Origin of the sequence: Streptomyces carpinensis, from assembly GCF_002154505.1 — a bacterium.
GTDB lineage: Bacteria > Actinomycetota > Actinomycetes > Streptomycetales > Streptomycetaceae > Streptomyces > Streptomyces carpinensis.
In genome coordinates this window covers 1-20571 of the sequence record NZ_MUBM01000422.1, presented here as the reverse complement: position 1 = coordinate 20571, position 20571 = coordinate 1, and the positions used below count along the sequence as shown (strand labels likewise).

The following is a 20571-nucleotide window of genomic DNA, read 5'->3' as shown; positions in this document are numbered from 1 at the left end:
TAAGGGACGGGAGGGGAGGCGGGGGGAGAGCGCGGCGGGGTCGGGGACGGTGGAGCTGCTCACCAGGCCATTGTCGCCGGACGGCCCCCGAGCTGCTGAGCAGGGCTCTCGCCGGACGTGGTCCCCATGTCTGCCCGGCGCGACAGTGATCCATTCCCGCTCTTTCGTGTAATGGCACGAGGACGCTGCGTGATGGAAGGCTGGCGCACGCGAATCGATGCCCGGCCCCCATCGTGCCGGGTAGGAGCGGGAGGGCAATTCTCTATGTCGGTAGGCGAAGAGGTCCGCGAAGAACAGGGTCGGCCGCAGCAGAGCCTCGGCACCGCGGCCGCGCGGAACCTGGCCACCACCACCAAGTCCGTTCCCCAGATGCAGGAGATCAGCTCGCGCTGGCTGCTGCGGATGCTGCCATGGGTGGACGTGCAGGGCGGCACGTACCGGGTGAACAGGAGGCTCACCTACGCGGTCGGCGACGGCCGGATCACGTTCGTGAAGACCGGCGACCGCGTCGAGGTGATCCCCGCCGAACTCGGCGAGCTGCCGGCGCTGCGCGGGTACGAGGACGACGGCGTGCTCTCCGAGCTCGCCCAGCGCTGCCGACAGCGGGAGATCGCCGCCGGGCAGGTGATCGCCTCGTTCGGCAACCAGTCCGAGGAGGTGTACCTGCTCGCGCACGGCAGGGCCGAGAAGGTCGGCACCGGGCCGTACGGCGACGACCAGGTCCTCGGCGTTCTCGCCGACGGTGCCCACTTCGGCGACCAGGCGCTCCTCGACCCGGACGCCATGTGGGAGTACACGGTCCGCGCGGACACCGCGTGCACCGTCCTGATCCTGTCCCGGCACGACTTCCAGCAGGTCGCCGAGCGCGCAGACTCGCTGCGCGACCACCTTCGCCGGCTGCGTTCGATCCCCGGGCAGCGCACCAACAAGTACGGGGAGAAGGAGGTCGACCTCGCCGCCGGGCACAGCGGCGAGCCGGACATCCCGCACACCTTCGTCGACTACGAGGCCAGGCCCCGCGAGTACGAACTGAGCATCGCGCAGACCGTCCTGCGCATCCACTCGCGCGTGGCCGACCTCTACAACCAGCCGATGAACCAGACGGAGCAGCAGCTCCGGCTGACCGTCGAGGCGCTCAAGGAGCGCCAGGAACACGAACTGATCAACAACCGCGACTTCGGTCTGCTCCACAACTGCGAGTACGACCAGCGGATCCAGCCGCACGACGGCGTCCCGAGCCCGGACGACATGGACGAGCTGCTCAGCCGTCGCCGCAGCACCAAGCTGTTCCTCGCCCATCCGCGTGCGATCGCCGCGTTCGGCCGCGAGCTGAACAAACGCGGGCTGGTGCCCGAGACCATCGACATCGGCGGCAACCGCATCCCCACCTGGCGCGGTGTTCCGATCTACCCGTGCAACAAGATCCCGGTCACCGAGGCCCGGACCAGCTCGATCATCGCGATGCGTACCGGAGAGGACGACCAGGGCGTCATCGGGCTGCGCGCCAAGGGCATCCCGGACGAGATCGAGCCGAGCCTGTCCGTGCGGTTCATGGGCATCAACGAGCAGGCGATCGTCAAGTACCTGGTGACGTCCTACTTCTCGGCGGCGGTGCTTGTCCCGGACGCGCTGGGCGTCCTGGAGAACATCGAGGTCGGCCGTTGGCGATGACCTCCCGCGCCCACTCGCGGTGTTCCCGCCCGCCGGGCCGGGTACTACATCCCGGGGGTACGCACCCGGTTCCGGCAATGTGGACGCCCGTGTGCGCGGACTTTCCGAGGGGGAGCGGATGGCCGAGTTCATGACGGAGACGACAGCGCGTGTGCCGGGGGCGCAACGCACCGCGCGGACCGCTCGGCCGGCAGGCTCGGCGGCCACCGGCCCGCCGGTCCCGCGGGCCGCCGACAGCCGTCACGGTGACGGGACGGCAGGCGGAGCGCCGGCGACCGAGGGCCGGACAGCCGCAGCGGACGGGCACGACGCGGCGGTGATCCTCGACCGTGCCCGGGCCTGTGTCGATCCGGAACTGCGGGCGGCGATCGCCTCGTTGCCGGCCTCGATGCGCCGGATCGCGCGCTACCACTTCGGCTGGGAGCACGCCGACGGAACCCCGGCCAACGGGAACGCGGGCAAGGCGATCCGTCCCGCGCTGGTCCTGGCCGCGGCCGCCGCGCTCGGGGGAGCACAGGCGCGGGCGGACGCGGCGCGGGCCGCCGCCGCGGTGGAACTGGTCCACAACTTCACGCTGTTGCACGACGACGTGATGGACCGGGACACCACTCGCCGGCACCGCCCCACGGTGTGGACGGTGTTCGGTGACGCCGACGCCATCCTCGCCGGGGACGCCCTGCAGGCGCTGGCCCTGCGGCTGCTCGCCGAGGACCCCCACCCGGCGTCCCGGGCCGCCGCCGCCCGGCTCGCGGCCTGTGTCGTGGAGTTGTGCGCGGGCCAGCACGCGGACACGGCCCTGGAGCGGCGCGCCCCGGACGAGGTCACGCTCACCGAGGTGCTGGCCATGGCCGAGGCCAAGACGGGCGCGCTCCTCGGGTGCGCGTGCGCCGTCGGTGCCCTCTACGCGGGGGCGGCCGAGGAGGAGGTGGAGGCGCTGGACGCGTTCGGCCGGCAGGCGGGGCTCGCATTCCAGCTCATCGACGACGTGATCGGCATATGGGGCGACCCCGCCCGCACCGGCAAGCCGGCCGGCGCCGACATCGCCGCCCGCAAGAAGTCCCTGCCGGTGGTCGCCGCGCTGACCTCCGGCACCCCGGCCGCAGGTGAACTCGCCGAGCTGTACGCCCGGCCCCACCAGGAAGGAGAGGAGGAGGGTGCCGCGCTGATGGTGGAGCGGGCCGGCGGCCGGGACTGGGCACAGTCCCAGGCGGCCGACCGGATGGCCCAGGCCGTCCACGACCTGTCCCGCGCGGTCCCGGACCCGGTCGCCGCGGGCGGTCTGCTGGCCCTGGCCGAGTTCGTCACCAGACGCACCACCTGATCGCAGCCGTCCGCTGACGCTCCACGTGACCTGGCGCGTCAGCGGACGCCGAGGCACGGACCCGGTTCGCGCCCAGAGCCCGGAGCCACCGGGACTGAACCGGTTCCTCGCCCGGATCCCGGAGCCACCGGGTCCGTACGGCTCCTGACCCCGTACGGCCACCGGGGGCTCCGGTCCGGCGGGTCCCGCACTGCCCCACGGTGTGCGGGGCCCGCCCCCTCGCACCGCCCGGCCGAGGCACCGGGTACGCTCAACGCCCGTACGTCCAGGGCAGTTTGACGTGAAGGGGCGCGAGATGGGCGTGGGGATCCGGCGGGCCGGCGAGGACGACCGGGAACTGGTCGTGCGGCTGCTGGACGAGGCCTTCCAGGACGACCCGGTGAGCGGCTGGGTCTTCCCCGGCGAGGAGTACCGCCGTGCGACCCACCACCGGTTGATGGCCGCCTTCACCGACGTGGTGTTCGCCGAGGGCTGGATCGACGTCGCCGAGGACGGCTCGGCGTGCGCGCTGTGGCTGTCGGTACCCGCGGGCCACGCCCCGGAAGGCGGCGACGGCCCCGACGAGGCGGTTCTGCTGCGTGAGGCCGTCGACCCGGCGAACCTCCGTGTGGAGGAGATCACCCGGATGATGGCCGAGTCACACCCGGCGGACCGCGCCCACGCCTATCTGTGGATGATCGGCGTCGTACCCGACCGCCAGGGCGAGGGCCTGGGTGGCGCGCTCATCCAGCACGTCCTGGACCGCTGCGACCGGGAGGGCCTGCCCGCGTACCTGGAGGCCAGCAGCGCCCGCAGCACCAAGCTCTACGAGCGCCTCGGCTTCGCCTTCACCGGCCGCACCCTCGATATCCCGGACGGCCCTCGCATGTGGCCGATGTGGCGCGAGCCCGTCTCCCACCTGACACCCGGTAGCGCTGGCCGGCGGTAGCGACACGACGGGGTCCTGGACAGCCGGGGGCAGGACGGCCCGCGGGAAGTGGCACGGCATCACTCCCGCCGGCCGGCGGGGAGCCCGCCCGTGTCCGGATCCCTTCCGGTCAGGCAGTACAGGTCGCCGGCCGGGTCGCGGAGCACCGTCCAGTGGGGGTGGTCGGCGACGCGGGTGGCACCGAGGCTCTCGTGCCAGGACCGGGTGGCGCCGATGTCCGAGCAGGCCAGGTCCAGGTGGGCGGAGGCGGGGCGTTCCTCGCCCAGGCGTTGCAGCAGGATGCGGACCGGCAGACCGGGTGGCGGCTTGAGCACGTGGTACTCGGGGAGGGACCCGGGCAGCGACTCCCAGCCGGCCACGGTCAGCAGCCCGCTCCAGAAGGCGACTTCGGCGTCGTAGGACGAAGGTCGGACATCGAGGCACACCTGGTCCAGCCGGCTGCCGCGGACGACGGGCGGACGCACCGACTCACCCTGCCAGGCGACCGCGCAGAACAACTGCCCGGCGGGCGACCGCAACACGGCCCGGTCCTCGTGCTCGGCGACGACCTCGGCCCCGAGCCACAGGGCCGACGCCACGAACGCCGGCACGTCCTCGACGGCGAGGTCGAGATGCGCACCGCCGTCTCCGGAGGCGACGCCCTGGCTCTTGAGGAAGGCATCGCCGCCATCGGCTCCGTCCGGCAGCAGGGTGACGAACCCCCCGCCCGCGCCACGCGGTTCGGACGGCCGGGTGCCGGTGACGGCCGTCCAGGACTCCAGGGCGCGGGCGACCCGGGCGGTCGGCCGATCGATGAAGGCGCAGGTCCAGCGGATGCTCATGCCGTGATCGTAGGGCGGGGCGTCGCCGCGATCGGGTCCTTCCGCATGCGGCCGTCGCTACCGCTTGCCCCACAGGGCGCCGACCGCCTGTGCGGCCGACCTGCCCTGGGCGAAACCGGCGTGGCCCGCGGGGGGTTCTGCTGGCGGGGGACAGCGGGTCGGGGCCGAAGGCGGCGAGAGCGGCCTCGTCGGGCGTGACGACCTCGACCAGGCCGCCGCGCCCGGCGATCGCGGCCGCGTCGGCCTCGAGCACCGGATCGGGCATCGGAGCGACGACGAGGGTGCGTGCGTGGCCCCCGGCGAGGTCGAGGTTGGTGAAGGAGCGGACGCCACCGTCGAGGTAGCGGGCGTCACCGACCGTCACCGCGGGCCAGACGCCGGGAACGGCGCAGCTCGCGGCCACGGCGTCCACCAGGCCGACTCCGCAGGTGCGGTCGAAGAGCCGTGTCTCACCGGTGACGGCGCTGACGGCGACCACGGCAAGATGGTGCTCCGGCCACGAGTGGGAGGGCAGCCGGGCCTCGATGACGGGCCGCCGCTCGGCCTCGGTCACGGTGTCCGCGGCCAGTGCCATCGCACCCATCCGGCGCAGGCGTTCCGCCGGGTCCGTGACCTCGGTGTCCAGCTTCTCGCCGAACTCGAAGACCTTGGTGAGCGCGCCTTCCGTCGGCCTCAGCTCCTGAGTCTGGAGAGCGGCGTCCACCTGCGTCCGGAACAGCGCCGGCAGCTCCGCACCGCTGGTGATCTGCGCGGCCACCACCGACCCCGCCGAGGTGCCCAGCAGGAAGTCCGCGTCGGTGACATCGACGCCGGCGTCGGCGAGTCCGGCGAGCACGCCCGTCGCCCAGGCGATACCGGCGACTCCGCCACCACCGATGACCAACGCCCGTTCGTTCTCCATCCCTGCCCCCACTCCTGGCTGCCGATGCGAGCTTTCGACCCTGCCAGGTTCCGGGTGAACGCCCGCACCCGGCCCCCTCGCGGCCGCCGTGGTCGGCGGCCCGCGGGTGGACCGGGTGCGGACAAGGAGACACTGCGGTCAAAACGACCGCAGGTCAGAGGGCGTGATGCGAGATCAGGCCTTCTTGGTCTCCCAGAAGATCTTGTCGATCTGGGCGATGTAGTCCAGCGCCTTCTGGCCCGTGGCCGGGTCGGTGGAGGCCTTGGCGGCGGAGAGGGCCTTGAGAGTGTCGTTGACCAGCTGGCTCAGCTCGGGGTACTTCTCGAAGTGCGGAGCCTTGAAGTAGTCGCTCCACAGCACCGAGACATGGTGCTTGGCCAGCTCGGCACGCTGCTCCTTGATGGCGGTGGCGCGCATCTGGAAGTGCGGGTCGTCATTGCCGGCCATCTTCTCCTGGATGGCCTTCACCGACTCCGCCTCGATGCGGGCCTGGGCCGGGTCGTACACACCGCAGGGAAGGTCACAGTGCGCGCTGACCTTGACCTTGGGGGCAAACAGGCGGGAAAGCATGGAGCATTCCTTCCTCGTGATCGTCTTCTCAGGTGGGACATTACTCCCTGCAAGGCGTGTTTTCGCGAGTGCCCCCTAGGGCTTAGGACAAAAGTCCAGGGTCAGACTGAGACTGGTGGAGGAACGGACCGGGGAGGTGCCGGGGATGCCGGAGCTGTCGCAGGAGACCGAGCGAAGGGGGGCAGCGCTGCCCTTCGGGCTGGCCGAGGTGACCGGGCCGTCCATGGTGCCCACGCTGTACCACGGGGACCGGCTCGTCGTGCAGTACGGCGCCCGCGTCCGTCCGGGGGACGTGGTCGTCCTGCGCCATCCGTTCCAGCAGGACCTGCTGGTCGTCAAGCGCGCGACGGAGCGGCGCGACGGCGGCTGGTGGGTGCTGGGCGACAACGCGTACGCGGGGGGAGACAGCACCGACTACGGGACCGTGCCGCAGGAGCTGATCCTGGGGAAGGTGCGGTTCCGTTACCGGCCGCTCCCCTCCGGTCAGCGCTCCCCGCTGGCGGTGGTGCGCTGGGTGCTGTCGGCGGCCAGGCCCGTGTTCACCGACCGGTCGGCCTCCAGGCGCTTGCGGGCGCGGTAGGCGGCCACGTTGGCGCGGGTGGCGCAGCGGTCGGAGCAGTAGCGGCGCGAGCGGTTGGTCGAGGTGTCCAGGTAGGCGTTGCGGCACGGGGCGGCCTCGCACAGGCCGAGGCGGTCGACGCCGTATTCCGTCAGATGGAAGGCGAGACCCATCGCCGCGATCGCCGCGTAGCCGGCGGTCACGTTGGACGGGTGGTCCGCCAGGTGCATGTGCCACAGCGGACGGCCGTCCTCGTCGCGGTAGTCGTGCCCGGAGATCTGCGGGCTCACCGGGAACTCCAGCAGCAGCGAGTTCAGCAGGGCCACGGCCAGGGTCTCGTCGCCCTGGTCGGCCGCTTCGAAGACGGCGCGCAGCCTGGCCCGCACCGAGCGGAAGCGCGTCACGTCCGCGTCGGTGGCGCGGCGGGCCGCCGAGGCGTTGGCGCCGAACAGGTCCCGGACCGCCTCCACCGACGTCAGGGTGTCCTTGCCCCGGGCCGGTTCCTCGGTGTTGACGAGACGTACGGCGTAATCCGAGTAATAGGCCAGTTCCACTTGTAGTCCTTACGAGGGAGCTCTATGGTCATGGATGCGGTCGGGTAACAGCCGGTCGTGCTTTCAGGGTATTACGCGAACAGGGTTCAGGGAGGGCGGCGATGACGGACACGAGTACGAACACCACTGCGGCGGGGGCGGACTGGCGGGCCTGGCAGGAGAGCTGGGACCGGCAGCAGGAGTGGTACATGCCCGACCGCGAGGACCGCTTCCGCATCATGCTGGACATGGTGGAGGCGCTGGTCGGCACCGCGCCGCGGGTGCTGGACCTCGCCTGCGGCACCGGCAGCATCACCGCCCGCCTGCTCGCCCGCTTCCCCGAGGCCACCAGCACCGGCGTCGACCTCGACCCGGCCCTGCTCGCCATCGCGCGCGGCACCTTCGAGGGGGACGAGCGGGTCTCCTTCGTCACGGCCGACCTGAAGGACCCCGACTGGCCGGCGAAGCTGCCGTACGACTCCTACGACGCGGTGCTGACCGCCACGGCCCTGCACTGGCTGCACAGCGACCCCCTCGCCGCCCTCTACGGTCAGGTCGCGGAACTCGTCCGCGACGGCGGTGTCTTCATGAACGCGGACCACATGATCGACGAGACCACGCCCCGGATCAACGCGGCCGAGCGCGCCCAGCGGCACGCACGCATGGACCAGGCCAAGCAGGGCGGCGCCCTGGACTGGGCCGAGTGGTGGCAGGTGGCCGCAGCCGACCCGGTGCTCGCCGGGCCGACGGCCCGCCGTTTCGAGATCTACGGCGAGCACGCCGACGGCGACATGCCGTCCGCCGCGTGGCACGCGCGCGTGCTGCGCGAGAAGGGTTTCGCGGAGGCCCGGCCGGTGTGGTGCTCGCCGTCGGACACGCTGCTGCTGGCCGTGAAGTAGGAGCGGATCACGCACCTCAGGTTTCGCTCAAGTCCCTTTCTCCTCGCGGGCTTCGGTGAGAAGGTCGGCGCGAATGATCGTCGAGCGCTCCGGGCCTGACCAGCCCTCGCCTGACGGCGGTGACGCAACCCGACTGACGACCACAGGGGTTTCGTCCTTGGGCGCGGCGCCGGTCGAGGACCGTGAGCACATGAAGGGGGAAACATGAGGAGAATGCGTGCTGCCGCCACCTCTGTAGCGGCACTGGGACTGGCATTCGCGGGCAGCGTGGCCGCGACTGCGCCCGCCCAGGCGTACACCAAGGTCTGCACGGTCGACCAGAACGCGTACAGCATCTGCTTCGACGGGAACGGCGACAAGTTCATCGTGGACGATCTGAGGGCCGACGGTGAGCGGGCCGTTGTCAAGTGGTACGCCTACGACGGGTCCGGCCGGGAAGGCGAGTGCGAAGACGCGAACGGCTCCTTCAACGGGCCGGTCGTCTGTGACTACGACTTCAAGGAAGGGCGCACCAACTACGTGTCCTTCATGGGATTCACCCGAAAGGGCAAGACCGGTGCGAAGCACAACGAGTCGTGGGCATACACCGGGTACATAACTCCCAGGTAGTCACCGCCTCGAGCGGACCGTGAGCGGTGGGCCCTGTCACGCCGGGAGGCGCGACAGGGCCCACTTCATCGGTCCGCGGATCTCACAGCACCTTCGACAGGAACGACTGCGTGCGCTCGTGCCGCGGGTTGGTCAGGACCTCCCGCGGGTGGCCGGACTCGACCACCACGCCGTCGTCCATGAAGACCAGGTTGTCGCCGACCTCCCGGGCGAAGCCCATCTCGTGGGTGACGACGACCATCGTCATGCCGGACTCGGCGAGGTCGCGCATGACGTCCAGGACGTCACCGACCAGCTCCGGGTCGAGCGCCGAGGTCGGCTCGTCGAACAGCATGAGCTTGGGATCCATGGCCAGCGCGCGGGCGATCGCCACGCGCTGCTGCTGGCCGCCGGAGAGCTGCGAGGGGTAGTGCCCCGCACGGTCGGCCAGACCCACGCGCTCCAGCAGCTGCACCGCCCGTTCCCTGGCCTCGCCCCTGTTCGTGCCCTTGACCTGGACCGGCGCCTCGATGACGTTCTCCAGCGCGGTCATGTGCGGGAAGAGGTTGAAGCGCTGGAAGACCATGCCGATGTTCCGGCGCTTCATGGCGACCTCGCGGTCGCGCAGCTCGTAGAGCTTGCCACCGTGCTCGCGGTAGCCGACGAGTTCGCCGTCCACGTACAGCCGGCCCGCGTTGATCTTCTCCAGGTGGTTGATGCAGCGCAGGAACGTGGACTTCCCGGAGCCGGAGGGGCCGATGAGGCAGAACACCTCACCGGGCCTGACCTCCAGGTCGATGCCCTTGAGCACCTCGACCTGGCCGAAGGACTTGTGCACGCCCTCGGCCTTGACCATCGCCACGCCGGTGCCGCGCTCGGGGGCTTCCTGCTTGGTGAGCTTGTCGGTCATACCGTGACCTTCCTACTGGAGAAGGACGTCAGGTGCGCCCTGACCTTCTGCCACGGCGTCGGCGGCAGCTGGCGGCTTGAGCCGCGGGCGTAGTACCGCTCGATGTAATACTGGCCCACGCTGAGGACCGAGGTCATCACGAGATACCAGGCGGCGGCGAGGAAGTACATCTCCACGGGGGCCCCGGAGACCTGGCCGATGTCCTGGGCATAGCGGAAGAGTTCCGCGAACTGCACCTGGGCCACCAGCGAGGTCGTCTTGAGCATGTTGATGACCTCGTTGCCGGTCGGCGGCACGATCACCCGCATGGCCTGCGGAATGATGATCCGGCGCAGGGTCTTGCCGTGGCTCATGCCCAGCGCGTGGGCGGCCTCGGTCTGGCCCTCGTCGACGGCGAGCAGGCCGGCGCGGCAGATCTCCGCCATGTACGCCGCCTCGTTCAGACCCAGGCCGAGCAGCGCCGTCAGCAGCGGCGTCATGAAGTTCGACCAGTAGTCCTTGTAGAACGGCATCAGGTTGATGTACTCGAAGACCAGGCCCAGGTTGAACCACAGGAACAGCTGGACCAGGACCGGGGTGCCGCGGAAGAACCAGATGTAGAACCAGGCGATGGCCGAGGTCACGGGGTTCTTCGACAGGCGCATCACCGCCAGGACGATGCCGCCGGCGATGCCGATCACCATCGACAGGACCGTCAGCAGGAGGGTCTTGCCGACGCCGGTCATGATCCGGCTGTCGAAGAAGTAGTCCGGAACGGCGTGCCAGTTGATCTTGCCCTGGCCGAACGCGTAGATGATCGCGACGAGGATGGCGATCGCGATGACGGCGGTGAGGTACCGGCCGTAGTGCCGGACCGGAATGGCCTTGATGGCCTGCGGTCCGGCCGGCGTGTCCTTGGGCCCTGCCGTCTTGTCGATGTCAGCAGTCACAGGTGTTGCCTCTCGGTGGCCGCGGGCGCGGTCACTTGCCGCCGTTGATGACGGACTGCTTCACGGCACCGTCCTGGGCGCCCCACTTCTCCAGGATCTTCTGGTACTCGCCGTTCTTGATGATCGCGTTCATCGCGGCCTGCAGCGCGTCGCGCAGCTGAGTGTTGCTCTTGCCGACGGCGATGCCGTACGGGGCGGCCTCGACCTGGTCGCCGACGATCTGGAAGTCCTTGCCGCCGCCGGAGGTCTTCACCGCGTACGCGGCGACCGGGAAGTCGGAGGAGACCGCGTCCGCGCCGCCCGAGCGCAGACGCGTCTGGGCCTGCTGGTCGTCGTCGAAGGCCTCGATGGTGAGCTTCTTGCCGCTCGGGCACTTCTTCGCCTCGGCCTTCGCGAGGTCGTTCGAGACGGTGCCGCGCTCCAGGGCGATCTTCTTGCCGCACAGGTCGGACCAGGAGGTGATGCCCCCGGTGTCGCCCTTGCGGGTGTAGATCGACACGCCGGCGGTCAGGTAGTCGACGAAGTCGACGCCCTCGCCGACCTTCTTGCCCGTGGCCGGGTCGACACCCTCCTGGCGGCTCTTGTTGTCCGTCATCGCCGACATGGCGATGTCGTAGCGGTTGGAGCGGATGCCGGTGAGCAGGGCGTCGAACGTGCCGTTCTCGAACTGGAAGGTCACGCCGAGCTGCTTGCCCAGGGCGGCCGCGACATCGGGGTCGAGGCCGACGACCTTGCCGGAGTTGTCCTTGAACTCGACCGGCGCGTACGCGATGTCGGAGCCGACCTTGATGACACCCTTGTCACGGACCGACGCCGGCAGCTTGCCGGCCAGCGGGGCGGAAGCGGCGGACGCGCCACCGGAGGACTTGTCCTTGTCCTTGGTCTGGTCACCGCAGCCGGTGAGAATCAGGGCGCCTGCGACCGCGATCGCACCGACCGCGGCCAGACGGGAGCGCGCGGCGGTCGTACGACGGGTGGAGCCTGCGGTCATGGTGGGTTCCTCCGGCGGATGGGTGGAGTTGCCGATGGGTCGACGAGAACACACACCTTCGGGTGTCGCGACCTCGTGTGATTGACGCATCTTGCCATTCAGGTTGCGCCATTCAGGGCACACGCCATGTCAAAATCGGATAACGGGTGACCCCCGAACCGCCCACGGGCGGCCCATCAAGGCCGGACCATCTGCGGAAATACCTTCTCCCCGCCGGAAGATCTTCGGCCCGTCTCGCCGCGTGGCGTGTCGGAACAGGTCCTATGGGTAAATTCGAGTTGTTGTCAAGCATTCGGCGATGACTTGTCCCTATATTGGGCCAAGTGTCGGCTCGGCGTCATGTGACCTTCGCGTTATGGACTCGTCGTCGACGCCGTCCGTCCGGTAAGAAGGTTCTTTACACCCCTCATCCGGGGCTCAGGGCGCGTGTGCGGCGCGCCCGTCGCGTATGTGCCCGAGCGCATCACTCACTGGGCCGTGCGCGGTCCCGCCCACCCCTCACCAGGAGTGGCCACCCTCAATCCATGAACAATTAAGGGGTAAAACCAAGTGGCAGCGGAGATCGTCAATCCTCGCAGCGACAGCAGTACGGATCAGGACGGCGGGGCAGAGCCGCTCGATGCCTTCGATCCGGCGTTCGCGCTGCACCGCGGCGGCAAGATGGCCGTGCAGGCCACCGTGCCCGTCCGTGACAAGGACGACCTGTCCCTGGCGTACACGCCCGGCGTCGCGCGGGTGTGCACCGCCATCGCCGAGCAGCCGGAGCTGGTCCACGACTACACGTGGAAATCGTCCGTGGTCGCCGTCGTGACCGACGGAACGGCCGTGCTGGGGCTCGGGGACATCGGCCCTGAAGCCTCCCTTCCGGTGATGGAGGGGAAGGCGATCCTTTTCAAGCAGTTCGGCGGCGTGGACGCGGTGCCGATCGCACTCGACTGCACCGACGCCGACGAGATCGTCGAGACCGTGGTGCGCCTCGCGCCGTCCTTCGGCGGCGTGAACCTGGAGGACATCTCGGCCCCCCGGTGCTTCGAGATCGAGCGCAAGCTCCAGGAGCGCCTGGACATCCCGGTCTTCCACGACGACCAGCACGGCACGGCGGTCGTGACCCTCGCGGCGCTGCGCAACGCGGCGCGGCTGAGCGGCCGGGGCATCGGCGAGCTGCGGGCCGTCATCTCCGGCGCGGGCGCGGCCGGTGTCGCCATCGCCAAGATGCTGGTCGAGGCCGGCATCGGGGACGTCGCGGTGGCCGACCGCAAGGGCATCGTCTCGGCCGACCGGGAGGACCTGACACCGGTCAAGCGTGAGCTGGCCGAGTTCACCAACAAGGCGGGCATCACCGGGTCCCTGGAGGACGCGCTGGCCGGCGCCGACGTCTTCATCGGCGTCTCCGGCGGTACGGTGCCGGAGACGGCCGTGGCGTCGATGGCCAAGGGGGCCTTCGTCTTCGCCATGGCCAACCCGAATCCCGAGGTGCACCCCGAGGTCGCGCACAAGTACGCGGCGGTCGTGGCGACCGGTCGGTCGGACTTCCCCAACCAGATCAACAACGTCCTGGCGTTCCCCGGCATCTTCGCGGGCGCGCTGCAGGTGCGGGCGTCCCGGATCACCGAGGGAATGAAGATCGCGGCGGCCGAGGCGCTGGCCGGGGTCGTCGGCGACGACCTCGCCGCCGACTACGTGATCCCCTCGCCGTTCGACGAGCGGGTCGCCCCCGCCGTGACGGCGGCCGTCGCGGCAGCGGCGCGCGCGGAGGGCGTGGCCCGTCGCTGACGTGACCCGAATGGCCCCGTCCCCTCGGGCGGGGCCGTTTTCCTGCCCGGCCGCCTCACCGGTGCTTGCCCGGCAGCGGGCACTTGGCAAGAGGGCGTGTGTCACAGGCGCCCCAGGTTCCGTCGGCGTCGGCGCACCCCTATCGTCAAGGTCATGTTCGCTGTCTACGCCGCCCGAATCGACCGCGACCAGCCGCTGAACGGACTGGAGTCGGGGGAGCGCCCGGCCCCCGAGGCCCGCCCCGGCTGGAGCACCGTCAATGTCAGGGCCGCATCCCTGAACCACCACGACCTCTGGTCGCTCAAGGGCGTGGGCCTGTCCGAGGACAAGCTGCCCATGATCCTCGGCTGCGACGCCGCCGGTGTCGACGAGGACGGCAACGAGGTCGTCCTGCACTCCGTCATCGGACAGAGCGGGTACGGCGTCGGGCCCGAGGAGCCCCGGTCCATCCTGACCGAGCGCTACCAGGGCACCTTCGCCGAGCAGGTCGCCGTACCGACCTGGAACCTGCTGCCCAAGCCCAAGGGGCTCTCCTTCGAGGAGGCCGCCTGCCTGCCCACGGCCTGGCTCACCGCCTACCGCATGCTCTTCACCAACGCGGGCGTACGCCCCGGTGACTCCGTCCTCGTCCAGGGCGCCGGCGGCGGTGTCGCCACGGCCGCCATCGTGCTGGGCAAGGCGGCCGGCCTGCGGGTCTTCGCCACCAGCCGCGACGAGGCCAAGCGCAAGCGGGCACTGGAACTCGGCGCCGTGGAGGCGGTCGAGTCGGGGGCGCGGCTGCCGCAGCGGGTGGACGCCGTGATCGAGACCGTCGGCGCGGCCACCTGGTCCCACTCGGTGAAGTCGCTGCGCCCCGGCGGCACCATCGTCATCTCCGGCGCCACCAGCGGCGACCAGCCCTCGCACGCCGAGCTCACCCGGATCTTCTTCCTGGAGCTGAAGGTGGTCGGCTCGACGATGGGCACCAAGGACGAGCTGGAGGACCTGCTCTCCTTCTGCGCCACCACCGGCGTCCGCCCCGTCATCGACGAGGTACTGCCCCTCGACCGCGCCCGCGAGGGCTTCGAACGGATGGAGTCGGGCGGCCAGTTCGGCAAGATCGTGCTCACCAACTCCTGAACCGGCCCCGACGGCGCCCGGCGGGTCTGCCACCGCCCGCCCAGTCGGACCGTACAGACGACCGGCGGGCCCCTGGTACGGGGGCCCGCGGAGCGTGTGTCCGGCCGTCAGGCCTTCGGTGCGCGCAGCACCGCCGCGATGTGGGCGGCGGCCGTCGACAGGTGGCGGCGGGTGTCGCGGAGCTGGTCGGACGTCACACCGTGGTCGCGGGCCGCGTCACGGACATCGTCCCGGAAGCGGTCCAGGATCCGGTCCAGGTCGCGGGCGGGGTCGCCGGTGAACTCCTCGTGCGCCCAGGCCGGTTCGTACTCGGCGGGGAAGTCCTCCGGGGTCTGCGAGTACTCCGCCCGCGCCGTCGCGGTGTCGCCCGCCGGGCGGCCGAAGCCGAAGTCCCGGCCCAGGTCCTTGCCGAACTCCTTGCCGAAGTCGCCGAATTCCTTGGCCAGTTCGGTCAGGCCCTCGCGCACCCCGGTGGGCCAGTCGCCCCGCGCGAAGTGGTCCTGCACCTGGTCCTGGACACGCCGGGCGATGCGCTGGAACTCCTCCTGCGCCTGCACCCGCGCCCGCTCCTGGGCCTCCTTGGCCTGGCGCCGGGCCCGCTGGGCCTCCTCGCGGGCCCGCCGGCTCTCGTCCTTGGCGCGCCGTGCCTGCTCCTTCCACTCCTGCTTGACGCGGCGCATCTCCTCCTTGGCGGCCCGCCAGGCCTCCTTGTCGTCGGCCTCGCCCGGCCCGGTGTAGTCCCCGGCGGCCGTACCCGCGCCCGAGCCCTGGCGGGCCTGCGAGGCGGCGGCGCGCATCTCGCGCCGCAGGTCCCCCGCCGCGCCTCGCACGTCGGCCCGGATCTCGGCGGCGAGTTCGGCGACCGACTCGCGGATCTCCAGCTCCAGATCGGCCAGTTCACCGCTGCGGTCGGCCAGCTCGGCGCGGCCCGCGTCCGTGATGGCGTACACCTTGCGGCCGCCCTCGGTGGTGTGCGTGACCAGGCCCTCGGCCTCCAGCTTGGCCAGCCGGGGGTAGACGGTGCCGGCCGAGGGGGCGTACAGCCCCTGGAAGCGCTCCTCCAGCAGGCGGATCACCTCGTAGCCGTGGCGCGGGGCCTCGTCGAGCAGCTTCAGAAGGTAGAGGCGCAGGCGGCCGTGAGCGAAGACGGGAGGCATGTCAGAGCACCTTCTTGTCGGTCGTGCCGTCGTTGCCGTCGCCGGCCGGGGCCGGGCCGGAGCCCCATGGACCGTCCTCCGCCGGCGGGCGACGGAGCAGGGCGATCGAGCCGGAGACCGTCGTCGCCTTCAACCTGCCGTGGCCTGTGCCCAGCCGGCCGGTGATCCGCTTGGCGCCCCACTGGCCGCTGACCCGCAGGTCCTCGAAGGCGTTGGACACCGACCCGCTCGCGGTGTTCGCCTCGACCTCCGTGTCCGCCGGGTGGGGCAGCCGGATGGCGATCTCACCGGAGACGTTGGTCAGGTTGATGTCGGTGGGGCGGCCCGCCGGATCCAGGTCGACGATCATCGAGCCGCTCACGGAGTCCGCCCGGACCGAGGAGCCCGCGCCCTCGACCACCGTCAGATCCCCCGAGACCGAGTTGAACCGCAGGTCTCCCGAGAGGGCCTGCGCCTCGACGTTCCCCGACACGGTGTCCGCGCGCACCGGGCCGGTGACGCCCACCAGCGTGGTGTCCCCGGAGACGCCCTTCACCTCCGTACGCCCGTCGATGCCCGAGACCATCGCGGCGGCGCCGACCACCCCGACCTCGACGCGCGTGCTCGCCGGGACGGCCAGGGAGACGACGGCGCTGCGCCGCCAGCCCTTGCGGTCCAGCCACTTCAGGAAGCCCTTCCAGGGCAGGTCCTCGTACGCCACCGTCAGGGTGCCGCCCCGCTGGGTGACCACCAGGGGTGGCCCCTCGATCTCCGAGATCTCCAGACGCGCGGAACCCTCGTCCGTGCCCACCACGTTCACCGTTCCGTGGACGATGCGGACGTTGAGCTCGGTCACGGGCTCGTCGAAGGTGAGCTTCCTGGGCTCGCCCACGGACCACTCGGACATGGTGCAGACCTCCTGGGACGGACCGGACCACGCGGGACCGCAGGACCGGAGACGGACCGGAGAGCGACGCGACACGCCATATCGCGTCCCTCCTGAAGACACGATATATCGCGGACACGGAAAGTCAAGACACACCGTGAAAGCGCGTGGGGCGCCCCCGGAAGGGGGCGCCCCACAGCGGTCGTCCTGGATCCCTGGATCCGTAATCGCCGGATCCCTACTCGTCGTCCTCGTCGTCCTCGTCGTCCAGCCGGGCCAGCCAGGTCGCCAGCCGCTCGACCGGCACCTCGAAGTCCGGGTTCAGGTCGACGAAGGTCCGCAACTGCTCGGCGAGCCACTCGAAGGTGACCTCCTCCTCGCCGCGCCGCTTCTCCAGCTCTTCGATGCCACGGTCGGTGAAGTACATGAGGTCAAGGATAAGTGCGCCGAAACGGCCGGGCCGCACCCCCGTTTCGGGGATGCGGCCCGGTCACGTACGGCTCGCGGGAGCGGTTACGCCTCGAACACCTCGCGCACGAGCTGCTCCTGCTCCGCCTGGTGCCGCTTCGCGGAACCCACGGCCGGGGAGGAGCCGTGCGGGCGGGAGATGCGGCGCAGGCGCTCGCCGTGCGGGACGTCCGCGCCGACCGCCAGGTCCAGGTGGTCGATCAGGTTGAGCGCGATGAACGGCCAGGCACCCTGGTTCGCCGGCTCCTCCTGGGCCCACAGGTACTTCTCGGCGTTCGGGTACTTGTTGACCTCAGCCTGGAGCTCGGCACCCGGCAGCGGGTAGAGCCGCTCGATGCGGATGATCGCGGTGTCCGTGACGCCCCGCTTCTTCCGCTCGGCCTCGAGGTCGTAGTAGACCTTGCCGGCGCAGAAGACGACCTTGCGCACCGCGTTCGGGTCGACCGACGCGTCACCGATGACCGGGCGGAACTGGCCCGTGGTGAACTCCTCCGCCTTCGAGGCCGCGGCCTTCAGGCGCAGCATCGACTTCGGGGTGAAGACGACCAGCGGCTTGTGGTGCGGGTTGTGCACCTGCCACCGCAGGAGGTGGAAGTAGTTCGACGGCAGGGTCGGCATCGCGACCGTCATGTTGTTCTGCGCGCACAGCTGCAGGAACCGCTCCGGGCGGGCGGACGAGTGGTCCGGGCCCTGGCCCTCGTAGCCGTGCGGGAGGAGCAGGGTGACGCCGGAGGTCTGGCCCCACTTCTGCTCGGCGGAGGAGATGAACTCGTCCACGACCGTCTGGGCGCCGTTGACGAAGTCGCCGAACTGGGCCTCCCACATCACGAGCGCGTCCGGGCGGGCCAGCGAGTAGCCGTACTCGAAGCCCATGGCCGCGTACTCGGACAGCAGGGAGTCGTAGACGTTGTAGCGCGCCTGGTCCTCGGCCAGGTACAGCAGCGGGGTGAAGTCCTCGCCCGTCTCACGGTCGATGATCACGGCGTGGCGCTGGCCGAAGGTGCCGCGGCGGGAGTCCTGGCCGGAGAGCCGGACGGGGACGCCCTCCAGGAGCAGCGAGCCGATGGCGAGGGTCTCGCCCATGCCCCAGTCGATCGTGCCGTCCTCGACCATCGCCGCCCGGCGCTGCAGCTGCGGCAGCAGACGCGGGTGGACGGTGATGTTGTCGGGGATGTTGACCTGGGACTCGGCGATCCGCTTGACGACCTCGGTGGACACGGCCGTCGGGACCGCGACCGGGAAGCCGTCCTGCGGGGCCTGGGAGCTGCCGGAGACCGGCTGGGAGGTGGCCTCGCGGACCTCGGTGAAGACCTTCTCCAGCTGGCCCTGGTAGTCCTGCAGGGCCTGCTCGGCCTCTTCCAGGGTGATGTCGCCGCGACCGATGAGGGACTCGGTGTACAGCTTGCGCACCGAGCGCTTCTTGTCGATCAGGTCGTACATCAGCGGCTGGGTGAAGGCCGGGTTGTCCGACTCGTTGTGACCGCGGCGGCGGTAGCAGATGAGGTCGATCACGACGTCCTTGTTGAACGCCTGGCGGAACTCGAACGCCAGCCGCGCCACGCGGACCACGGCCTCAGGGTCGTCGCCGTTCACGTGGAAGATCGGGGCCTCGATCATGCGGGCCACGTCCGTCGCGTACATGGAGGAGCGCGAGGACTCCGGGGCGGCGGTGAAGCCGACCTGGTTGTTGATGACGATGTGGACCGTGCCGCCGGTGCGGTAGCCCCGCAGCTGCGACATGTTCAGGGTCTCGGCCACCACGCCCTGGCCCGCGAAGGCCGCGTCGCCGTGGATCGCCACCGGCAGGACCGTGAAGTCCGTGCCGCCCTTGTTGATGATGTCCTGCTTGGCGCGGGAGACGCCCTCCAGGACCGGGTCGACGGCCTCCAGGTGGGAGGGGTTCGCGACCAGGGAGACCTTGATCTGCTCGCCGTCCAGGCCGGTGAAGGTGCCCTCGGCGCCCAGGTGGTACTTCACGTCGCCGGAGCCGTGCATCGACTTCGGGTCGAGGTTGCCCTCGAACTCGCGGAAGATCTGCGCGTAGGACTTGCCGACGATGTTCGCCAGCACGTTCAGACGGCCGCGGTGGGCCATGCCGATGACGACCTCGTCCAGGCGGGACTCGGCCGCGGAGTCGATGACCGCGTCCAGCAGCGGGATGACGGACTCGCCGCCCTCCAGGGAGAAGCGCTTCTGGCCGACGTACTTCGTCTGCAGGAAGGTCTCGAAGGCCTCCGCCGCGTTCAGCCGGCGCAGGATGCGCAGCTGCTCCTCGCGCTCCGGCTTGGAGTGCGGGCGCTCCACGCGGTCCTGGATCCACTTGCGCTGCTTGGGGTCCTGGATGTGCATGAACTCGATGCCGACCGTGCGGCAGTACGAGTCGCGCAGCACACCGAGGATGTCGCGCAGCTTCATCATCGACTTGCCGGCGAAGCCGCCGACGGCGAACTCGCGCTCCAAGTCCCACAGGGTGAGGCCGTGCTCGACGATGTCCAGGTCGGGGTGCTTGCGCTGGCGGTACTCCAGCGGGTCGGTGTCGGCCATGACGTGGCCGCGGACCCGGTAGGAGTGGATCAGCTCGAAGACGCGGGCGGCCTTGGTGACGTCGTCGTCGTGCGAGGCGTCGATGTCCCGCAGCCAGCGGACCGGCTCGTAGGGGATGCGCAGCGCCTCGAAGATCTCGTCGTAGAAGCTGTTCTCGCCGAGGAGCAGGTTCGCGACCTGGCGCAGGAACTCGCCGGAGGCGGCGCCCTGGATCACCCGGTGGTCGTAGGTCGACGTGAGCGTCATGACCTTGGAGACACCGAGCTTGTTCAGGGTGTCCTGGGAGGTGCCCTGGAACTCCGCCGGGTAGTCCATGGAGCCGACGCCCATGATCACCGACTGGCCGGGCATCAGACGCGGCACCGAGTGGACCGTGCCGAGGCCGCCGGGGTTGGTGAGGGAGACGGTGACGCCGGTGAAGTCGTCCATCGTCAGCTTGCCGTCGCGGGCGCGGCGGACGATGTCCTCGTAGGCCTGCCAGAACTCGAAGAAGTTCAGCGTCTCGGCCTTCTTGATGGCCGCGACGACCAGCTGACGGTCGCCGTTGGGCTTCACCAGGTCGATGGCCAGACCGAGGTTGACGTGGTCCGGCTTGACCAGGGTCGGCTTGCCGTCCTTCTCCGCGAAGGAGTAGTTCATCGACGGCATGGCCTTGATGGCCTGCACCATCGCGTAGCCGATCAGGTGCGTGAAGGAGATCTTCCCGCCCCGGGCGCGCTTGAGGTGGTTGTTGATGACGATGCGGTTGTCGAACAGCAGCTTCACCGGGACGGCGCGCACGGACGTGGCCGTGGGCAGCTCCAGGGAGGCGTTCATGTTCTTGGCGACCGCGGCGGACGGGCCGCGCAGCGTCACGAACTCGGGGCCCGCGGGAGCCTCGGCGGCGGGCTCGGCCTTGGCGGCCGGCTTGGCGGCGGGCTTCGCGGGCGCCGGCGCCTTCGCGGCGGGCTTCGCCGGGGCGGCGGCCGGGGCCGGAGCGGCGGCGGGCTTCGGAGCAGCCGGGGCGGCCGGGGCCTGCGCGGGC

18 protein-coding genes and 1 pseudogene are annotated in these 20571 nt (G+C 70.4%); 8 read left to right on the top strand and 11 right to left on the bottom strand.

All coding sequences use genetic code 11. From position 1 onward, the window contains the following. Nucleotides 1-264 precede the first annotated feature (264 nt). The 3 genes from BZY54_RS41615 (at nucleotide 265) to BZY54_RS41605 (ending at nucleotide 3920) form a co-directional block, all read left to right on the top strand. Nucleotides 265-1671 carry a family 2B encapsulin nanocompartment shell protein gene (locus BZY54_RS41615; RefSeq protein ID WP_086730557.1) on the top strand — a complete coding sequence of 469 codons (1407 nt, stop codon included), beginning with the start codon at nucleotides 265-267 and terminating at the stop codon, nucleotides 1669-1671. 118 nt (nucleotides 1672-1789) lie between these two features. Continuing rightward, on the top strand, nucleotides 1790-2992 hold the full coding sequence (locus BZY54_RS41610; protein ID WP_086730556.1) for a family 2 encapsulin nanocompartment cargo protein polyprenyl transferase: 1203 nt from the start codon (nucleotides 1790-1792) through the stop codon (nucleotides 2990-2992). A gap of 295 nt (nucleotides 2993-3287) precedes the next feature. Further along, on the top strand, nucleotides 3288-3920 hold the full coding sequence (locus BZY54_RS41605) for a GNAT family N-acetyltransferase (RefSeq protein WP_086730555.1): 633 nt from the start codon (nucleotides 3288-3290) through the stop codon (nucleotides 3918-3920). Between the two features lie 59 nt (nucleotides 3921-3979). Here the strand turns inward: BZY54_RS41605 and BZY54_RS41600 are convergent, their stop codons facing one another. The 3 genes and pseudogenes from BZY54_RS41600 to sodN form a co-directional block, all read right to left on the bottom strand. Further along, nucleotides 3980-4741: a VOC family protein gene (locus BZY54_RS41600; protein ID WP_086730554.1), complete on the bottom strand. Its 762-nt coding sequence runs from the start codon at nucleotides 4739-4741 to the stop codon at nucleotides 3980-3982. A 358-nt stretch (nucleotides 4742-5099) separates the two neighbouring features. Then, nucleotides 5100-5642, bottom strand: a pseudogene (locus BZY54_RS41595) (patatin-like phospholipase family protein); the annotation flags it as partial. A gap of 174 nt (nucleotides 5643-5816) precedes the next feature. Next, a complete protein-coding gene (gene sodN, locus BZY54_RS41590) occupies nucleotides 5817-6212 on the bottom strand; it encodes a superoxide dismutase, Ni (RefSeq protein WP_086730553.1) in 396 nt (131 codons plus the stop codon). 145 nt (nucleotides 6213-6357) lie between these two features. Here sodN and sodX point away from each other — a divergent pair, with 145 nt between their 5' ends. Then, nucleotides 6358-6792: a nickel-type superoxide dismutase maturation protease gene (gene sodX / locus BZY54_RS41585; RefSeq protein ID WP_086730560.1), complete on the top strand. Its 435-nt coding sequence runs from the start codon at nucleotides 6358-6360 to the stop codon at nucleotides 6790-6792. On the opposite strand, the gene BZY54_RS41580 is transcribed toward sodX, so the two are convergent. Then, the gene (locus BZY54_RS41580; RefSeq protein WP_086730552.1) at nucleotides 6696-7325 is read right to left on the bottom strand and encodes a CGNR zinc finger domain-containing protein; all 630 of its coding nucleotides are present in this window, start codon (nucleotides 7323-7325) and stop codon (nucleotides 6696-6698) included. The genes sodX and BZY54_RS41580 overlap by 97 nt on opposite strands. A 101-nt stretch (nucleotides 7326-7426) precedes the next feature. Between BZY54_RS41580 and BZY54_RS41575 the strand changes: the two genes are divergently transcribed. Together BZY54_RS41575 and BZY54_RS41570 are read left to right on the top strand one after the other, a co-directional pair. Next, a complete protein-coding gene (locus BZY54_RS41575) occupies nucleotides 7427-8203 on the top strand; it encodes a class I SAM-dependent methyltransferase (RefSeq protein ID WP_086730551.1) in 777 nt (258 codons plus the stop codon). 204 nt (nucleotides 8204-8407) lie between these two features. After that, entirely contained in the window at nucleotides 8408-8812 is a 405-nt protein-coding gene (locus tag BZY54_RS41570; RefSeq protein ID WP_244217596.1) for a hypothetical protein, read from the top strand. An 82-nt stretch (nucleotides 8813-8894) separates the two neighbouring features. Here BZY54_RS41570 and BZY54_RS41565 read toward each other — a convergent pair whose 3' ends face one another. Genes BZY54_RS41565 through BZY54_RS41555 form a run of 3 tightly spaced genes read right to left on the bottom strand, consistent with a single transcriptional unit; the run spans nucleotide 8895 to nucleotide 11621 of the window. Beyond that, nucleotides 8895-9647, bottom strand: a complete 753-nt coding sequence (locus BZY54_RS41565) for an amino acid ABC transporter ATP-binding protein (RefSeq protein ID WP_086730558.1) — start codon at nucleotides 9645-9647, stop codon at nucleotides 8895-8897. A 50-nt stretch (nucleotides 9648-9697) separates the two neighbouring features. Continuing rightward, a complete protein-coding gene (locus tag BZY54_RS41560; RefSeq protein ID WP_086730550.1) occupies nucleotides 9698-10630 on the bottom strand; it encodes an amino acid ABC transporter permease in 933 nt (310 codons plus the stop codon). A 31-nt stretch (nucleotides 10631-10661) separates the two neighbouring features. Beyond that, nucleotides 10662-11621, bottom strand: coding sequence for an ABC transporter substrate-binding protein (locus BZY54_RS41555; protein ID WP_086730549.1), 960 nt, complete (start codon nucleotides 11619-11621; stop codon nucleotides 10662-10664). Between the two features lie 549 nt (nucleotides 11622-12170). Between BZY54_RS41555 and BZY54_RS41545 the strand changes: the two genes are divergently transcribed. Next, the gene (locus tag BZY54_RS41545) at nucleotides 12171-13394 is read left to right on the top strand and encodes an NAD(P)-dependent malic enzyme (protein ID WP_086730548.1); all 1224 of its coding nucleotides are present in this window, start codon (nucleotides 12171-12173) and stop codon (nucleotides 13392-13394) included. A gap of 153 nt (nucleotides 13395-13547) precedes the next feature. After that, nucleotides 13548-14513 carry a zinc-binding dehydrogenase gene (locus BZY54_RS41540; protein WP_086730547.1) on the top strand — a complete coding sequence of 322 codons (966 nt, stop codon included), beginning with the start codon at nucleotides 13548-13550 and terminating at the stop codon, nucleotides 14511-14513. Between the two features lie 107 nt (nucleotides 14514-14620). Here BZY54_RS41540 and BZY54_RS41535 read toward each other — a convergent pair whose 3' ends face one another. The 4 genes from BZY54_RS41535 to BZY54_RS41520 form a co-directional block, all read right to left on the bottom strand. Next, nucleotides 14621-15670: a PadR family transcriptional regulator gene (locus BZY54_RS41535; protein ID WP_086730546.1), complete on the bottom strand. Its 1050-nt coding sequence runs from the start codon at nucleotides 15668-15670 to the stop codon at nucleotides 14621-14623. 1 nt (nucleotide 15671) lies between these two features. After that, entirely contained in the window at nucleotides 15672-16556 is an 885-nt protein-coding gene (locus tag BZY54_RS41530; RefSeq protein ID WP_086730545.1) for a DUF4097 family beta strand repeat-containing protein, read from the bottom strand. Between the two features lie 217 nt (nucleotides 16557-16773). Continuing rightward, nucleotides 16774-16962 carry a DUF6104 family protein gene (locus BZY54_RS41525; RefSeq protein WP_030597201.1) on the bottom strand — a complete coding sequence of 63 codons (189 nt, stop codon included), beginning with the start codon at nucleotides 16960-16962 and terminating at the stop codon, nucleotides 16774-16776. Between the two features lie 86 nt (nucleotides 16963-17048). Beyond that, nucleotides 17049-20571 (bottom strand): multifunctional oxoglutarate decarboxylase/oxoglutarate dehydrogenase thiamine pyrophosphate-binding subunit/dihydrolipoyllysine-residue succinyltransferase subunit (locus BZY54_RS41520; protein ID WP_107419957.1); only part of this gene is annotated, 3523 nt, incomplete at its 5' end.

Excerpts from the sequence above, each read along its gene's own strand:
- BZY54_RS41615 (WP_086730557.1), top strand. The coding sequence starts at position 265 with ATGTCGGTAGGCGAAGAGGTCCGCGAAGAACAGGGTCGGCCGCAGCAG.
- BZY54_RS41610 (WP_086730556.1), top strand. The coding sequence starts at position 1,790 with ATGGCCGAGTTCATGACGGAGACGACAGCGCGTGTGCCGGGGGCGCAA.
- BZY54_RS41605 (WP_086730555.1), top strand. The coding sequence starts at position 3,288 with ATGGGCGTGGGGATCCGGCGGGCCGGCGAGGACGACCGGGAACTGGTC.
- BZY54_RS41600 (WP_086730554.1), bottom strand. The coding sequence starts at position 4,741 with ATGAGCATCCGCTGGACCTGCGCCTTCATCGATCGGCCGACCGCCCGG.
- sodN (WP_086730553.1), bottom strand. The coding sequence starts at position 6,212 with ATGCTTTCCCGCCTGTTTGCCCCCAAGGTCAAGGTCAGCGCGCACTGT.
- sodX (WP_086730560.1), top strand. The coding sequence starts at position 6,358 with ATGCCGGAGCTGTCGCAGGAGACCGAGCGAAGGGGGGCAGCGCTGCCC.
- BZY54_RS41575 (WP_086730551.1), top strand. The coding sequence starts at position 7,427 with ATGACGGACACGAGTACGAACACCACTGCGGCGGGGGCGGACTGGCGG.
- BZY54_RS41570 (WP_244217596.1), top strand. The coding sequence starts at position 8,408 with ATGAGGAGAATGCGTGCTGCCGCCACCTCTGTAGCGGCACTGGGACTG.
- BZY54_RS41565 (WP_086730558.1), bottom strand. The coding sequence starts at position 9,647 with ATGGTCAAGGCCGAGGGCGTGCACAAGTCCTTCGGCCAGGTCGAGGTG.
- BZY54_RS41555 (WP_086730549.1), bottom strand. The coding sequence starts at position 11,621 with ATGACCGCAGGCTCCACCCGTCGTACGACCGCCGCGCGCTCCCGTCTG.
- BZY54_RS41540 (WP_086730547.1), top strand. The coding sequence starts at position 13,548 with ATGTTCGCTGTCTACGCCGCCCGAATCGACCGCGACCAGCCGCTGAAC.
- BZY54_RS41535 (WP_086730546.1), bottom strand. The coding sequence starts at position 15,670 with ATGCCTCCCGTCTTCGCTCACGGCCGCCTGCGCCTCTACCTTCTGAAG.
- BZY54_RS41530 (WP_086730545.1), bottom strand. The coding sequence starts at position 16,556 with ATGTCCGAGTGGTCCGTGGGCGAGCCCAGGAAGCTCACCTTCGACGAG.
- BZY54_RS41525 (WP_030597201.1), bottom strand. The coding sequence starts at position 16,962 with ATGTACTTCACCGACCGTGGCATCGAAGAGCTGGAGAAGCGGCGCGGC.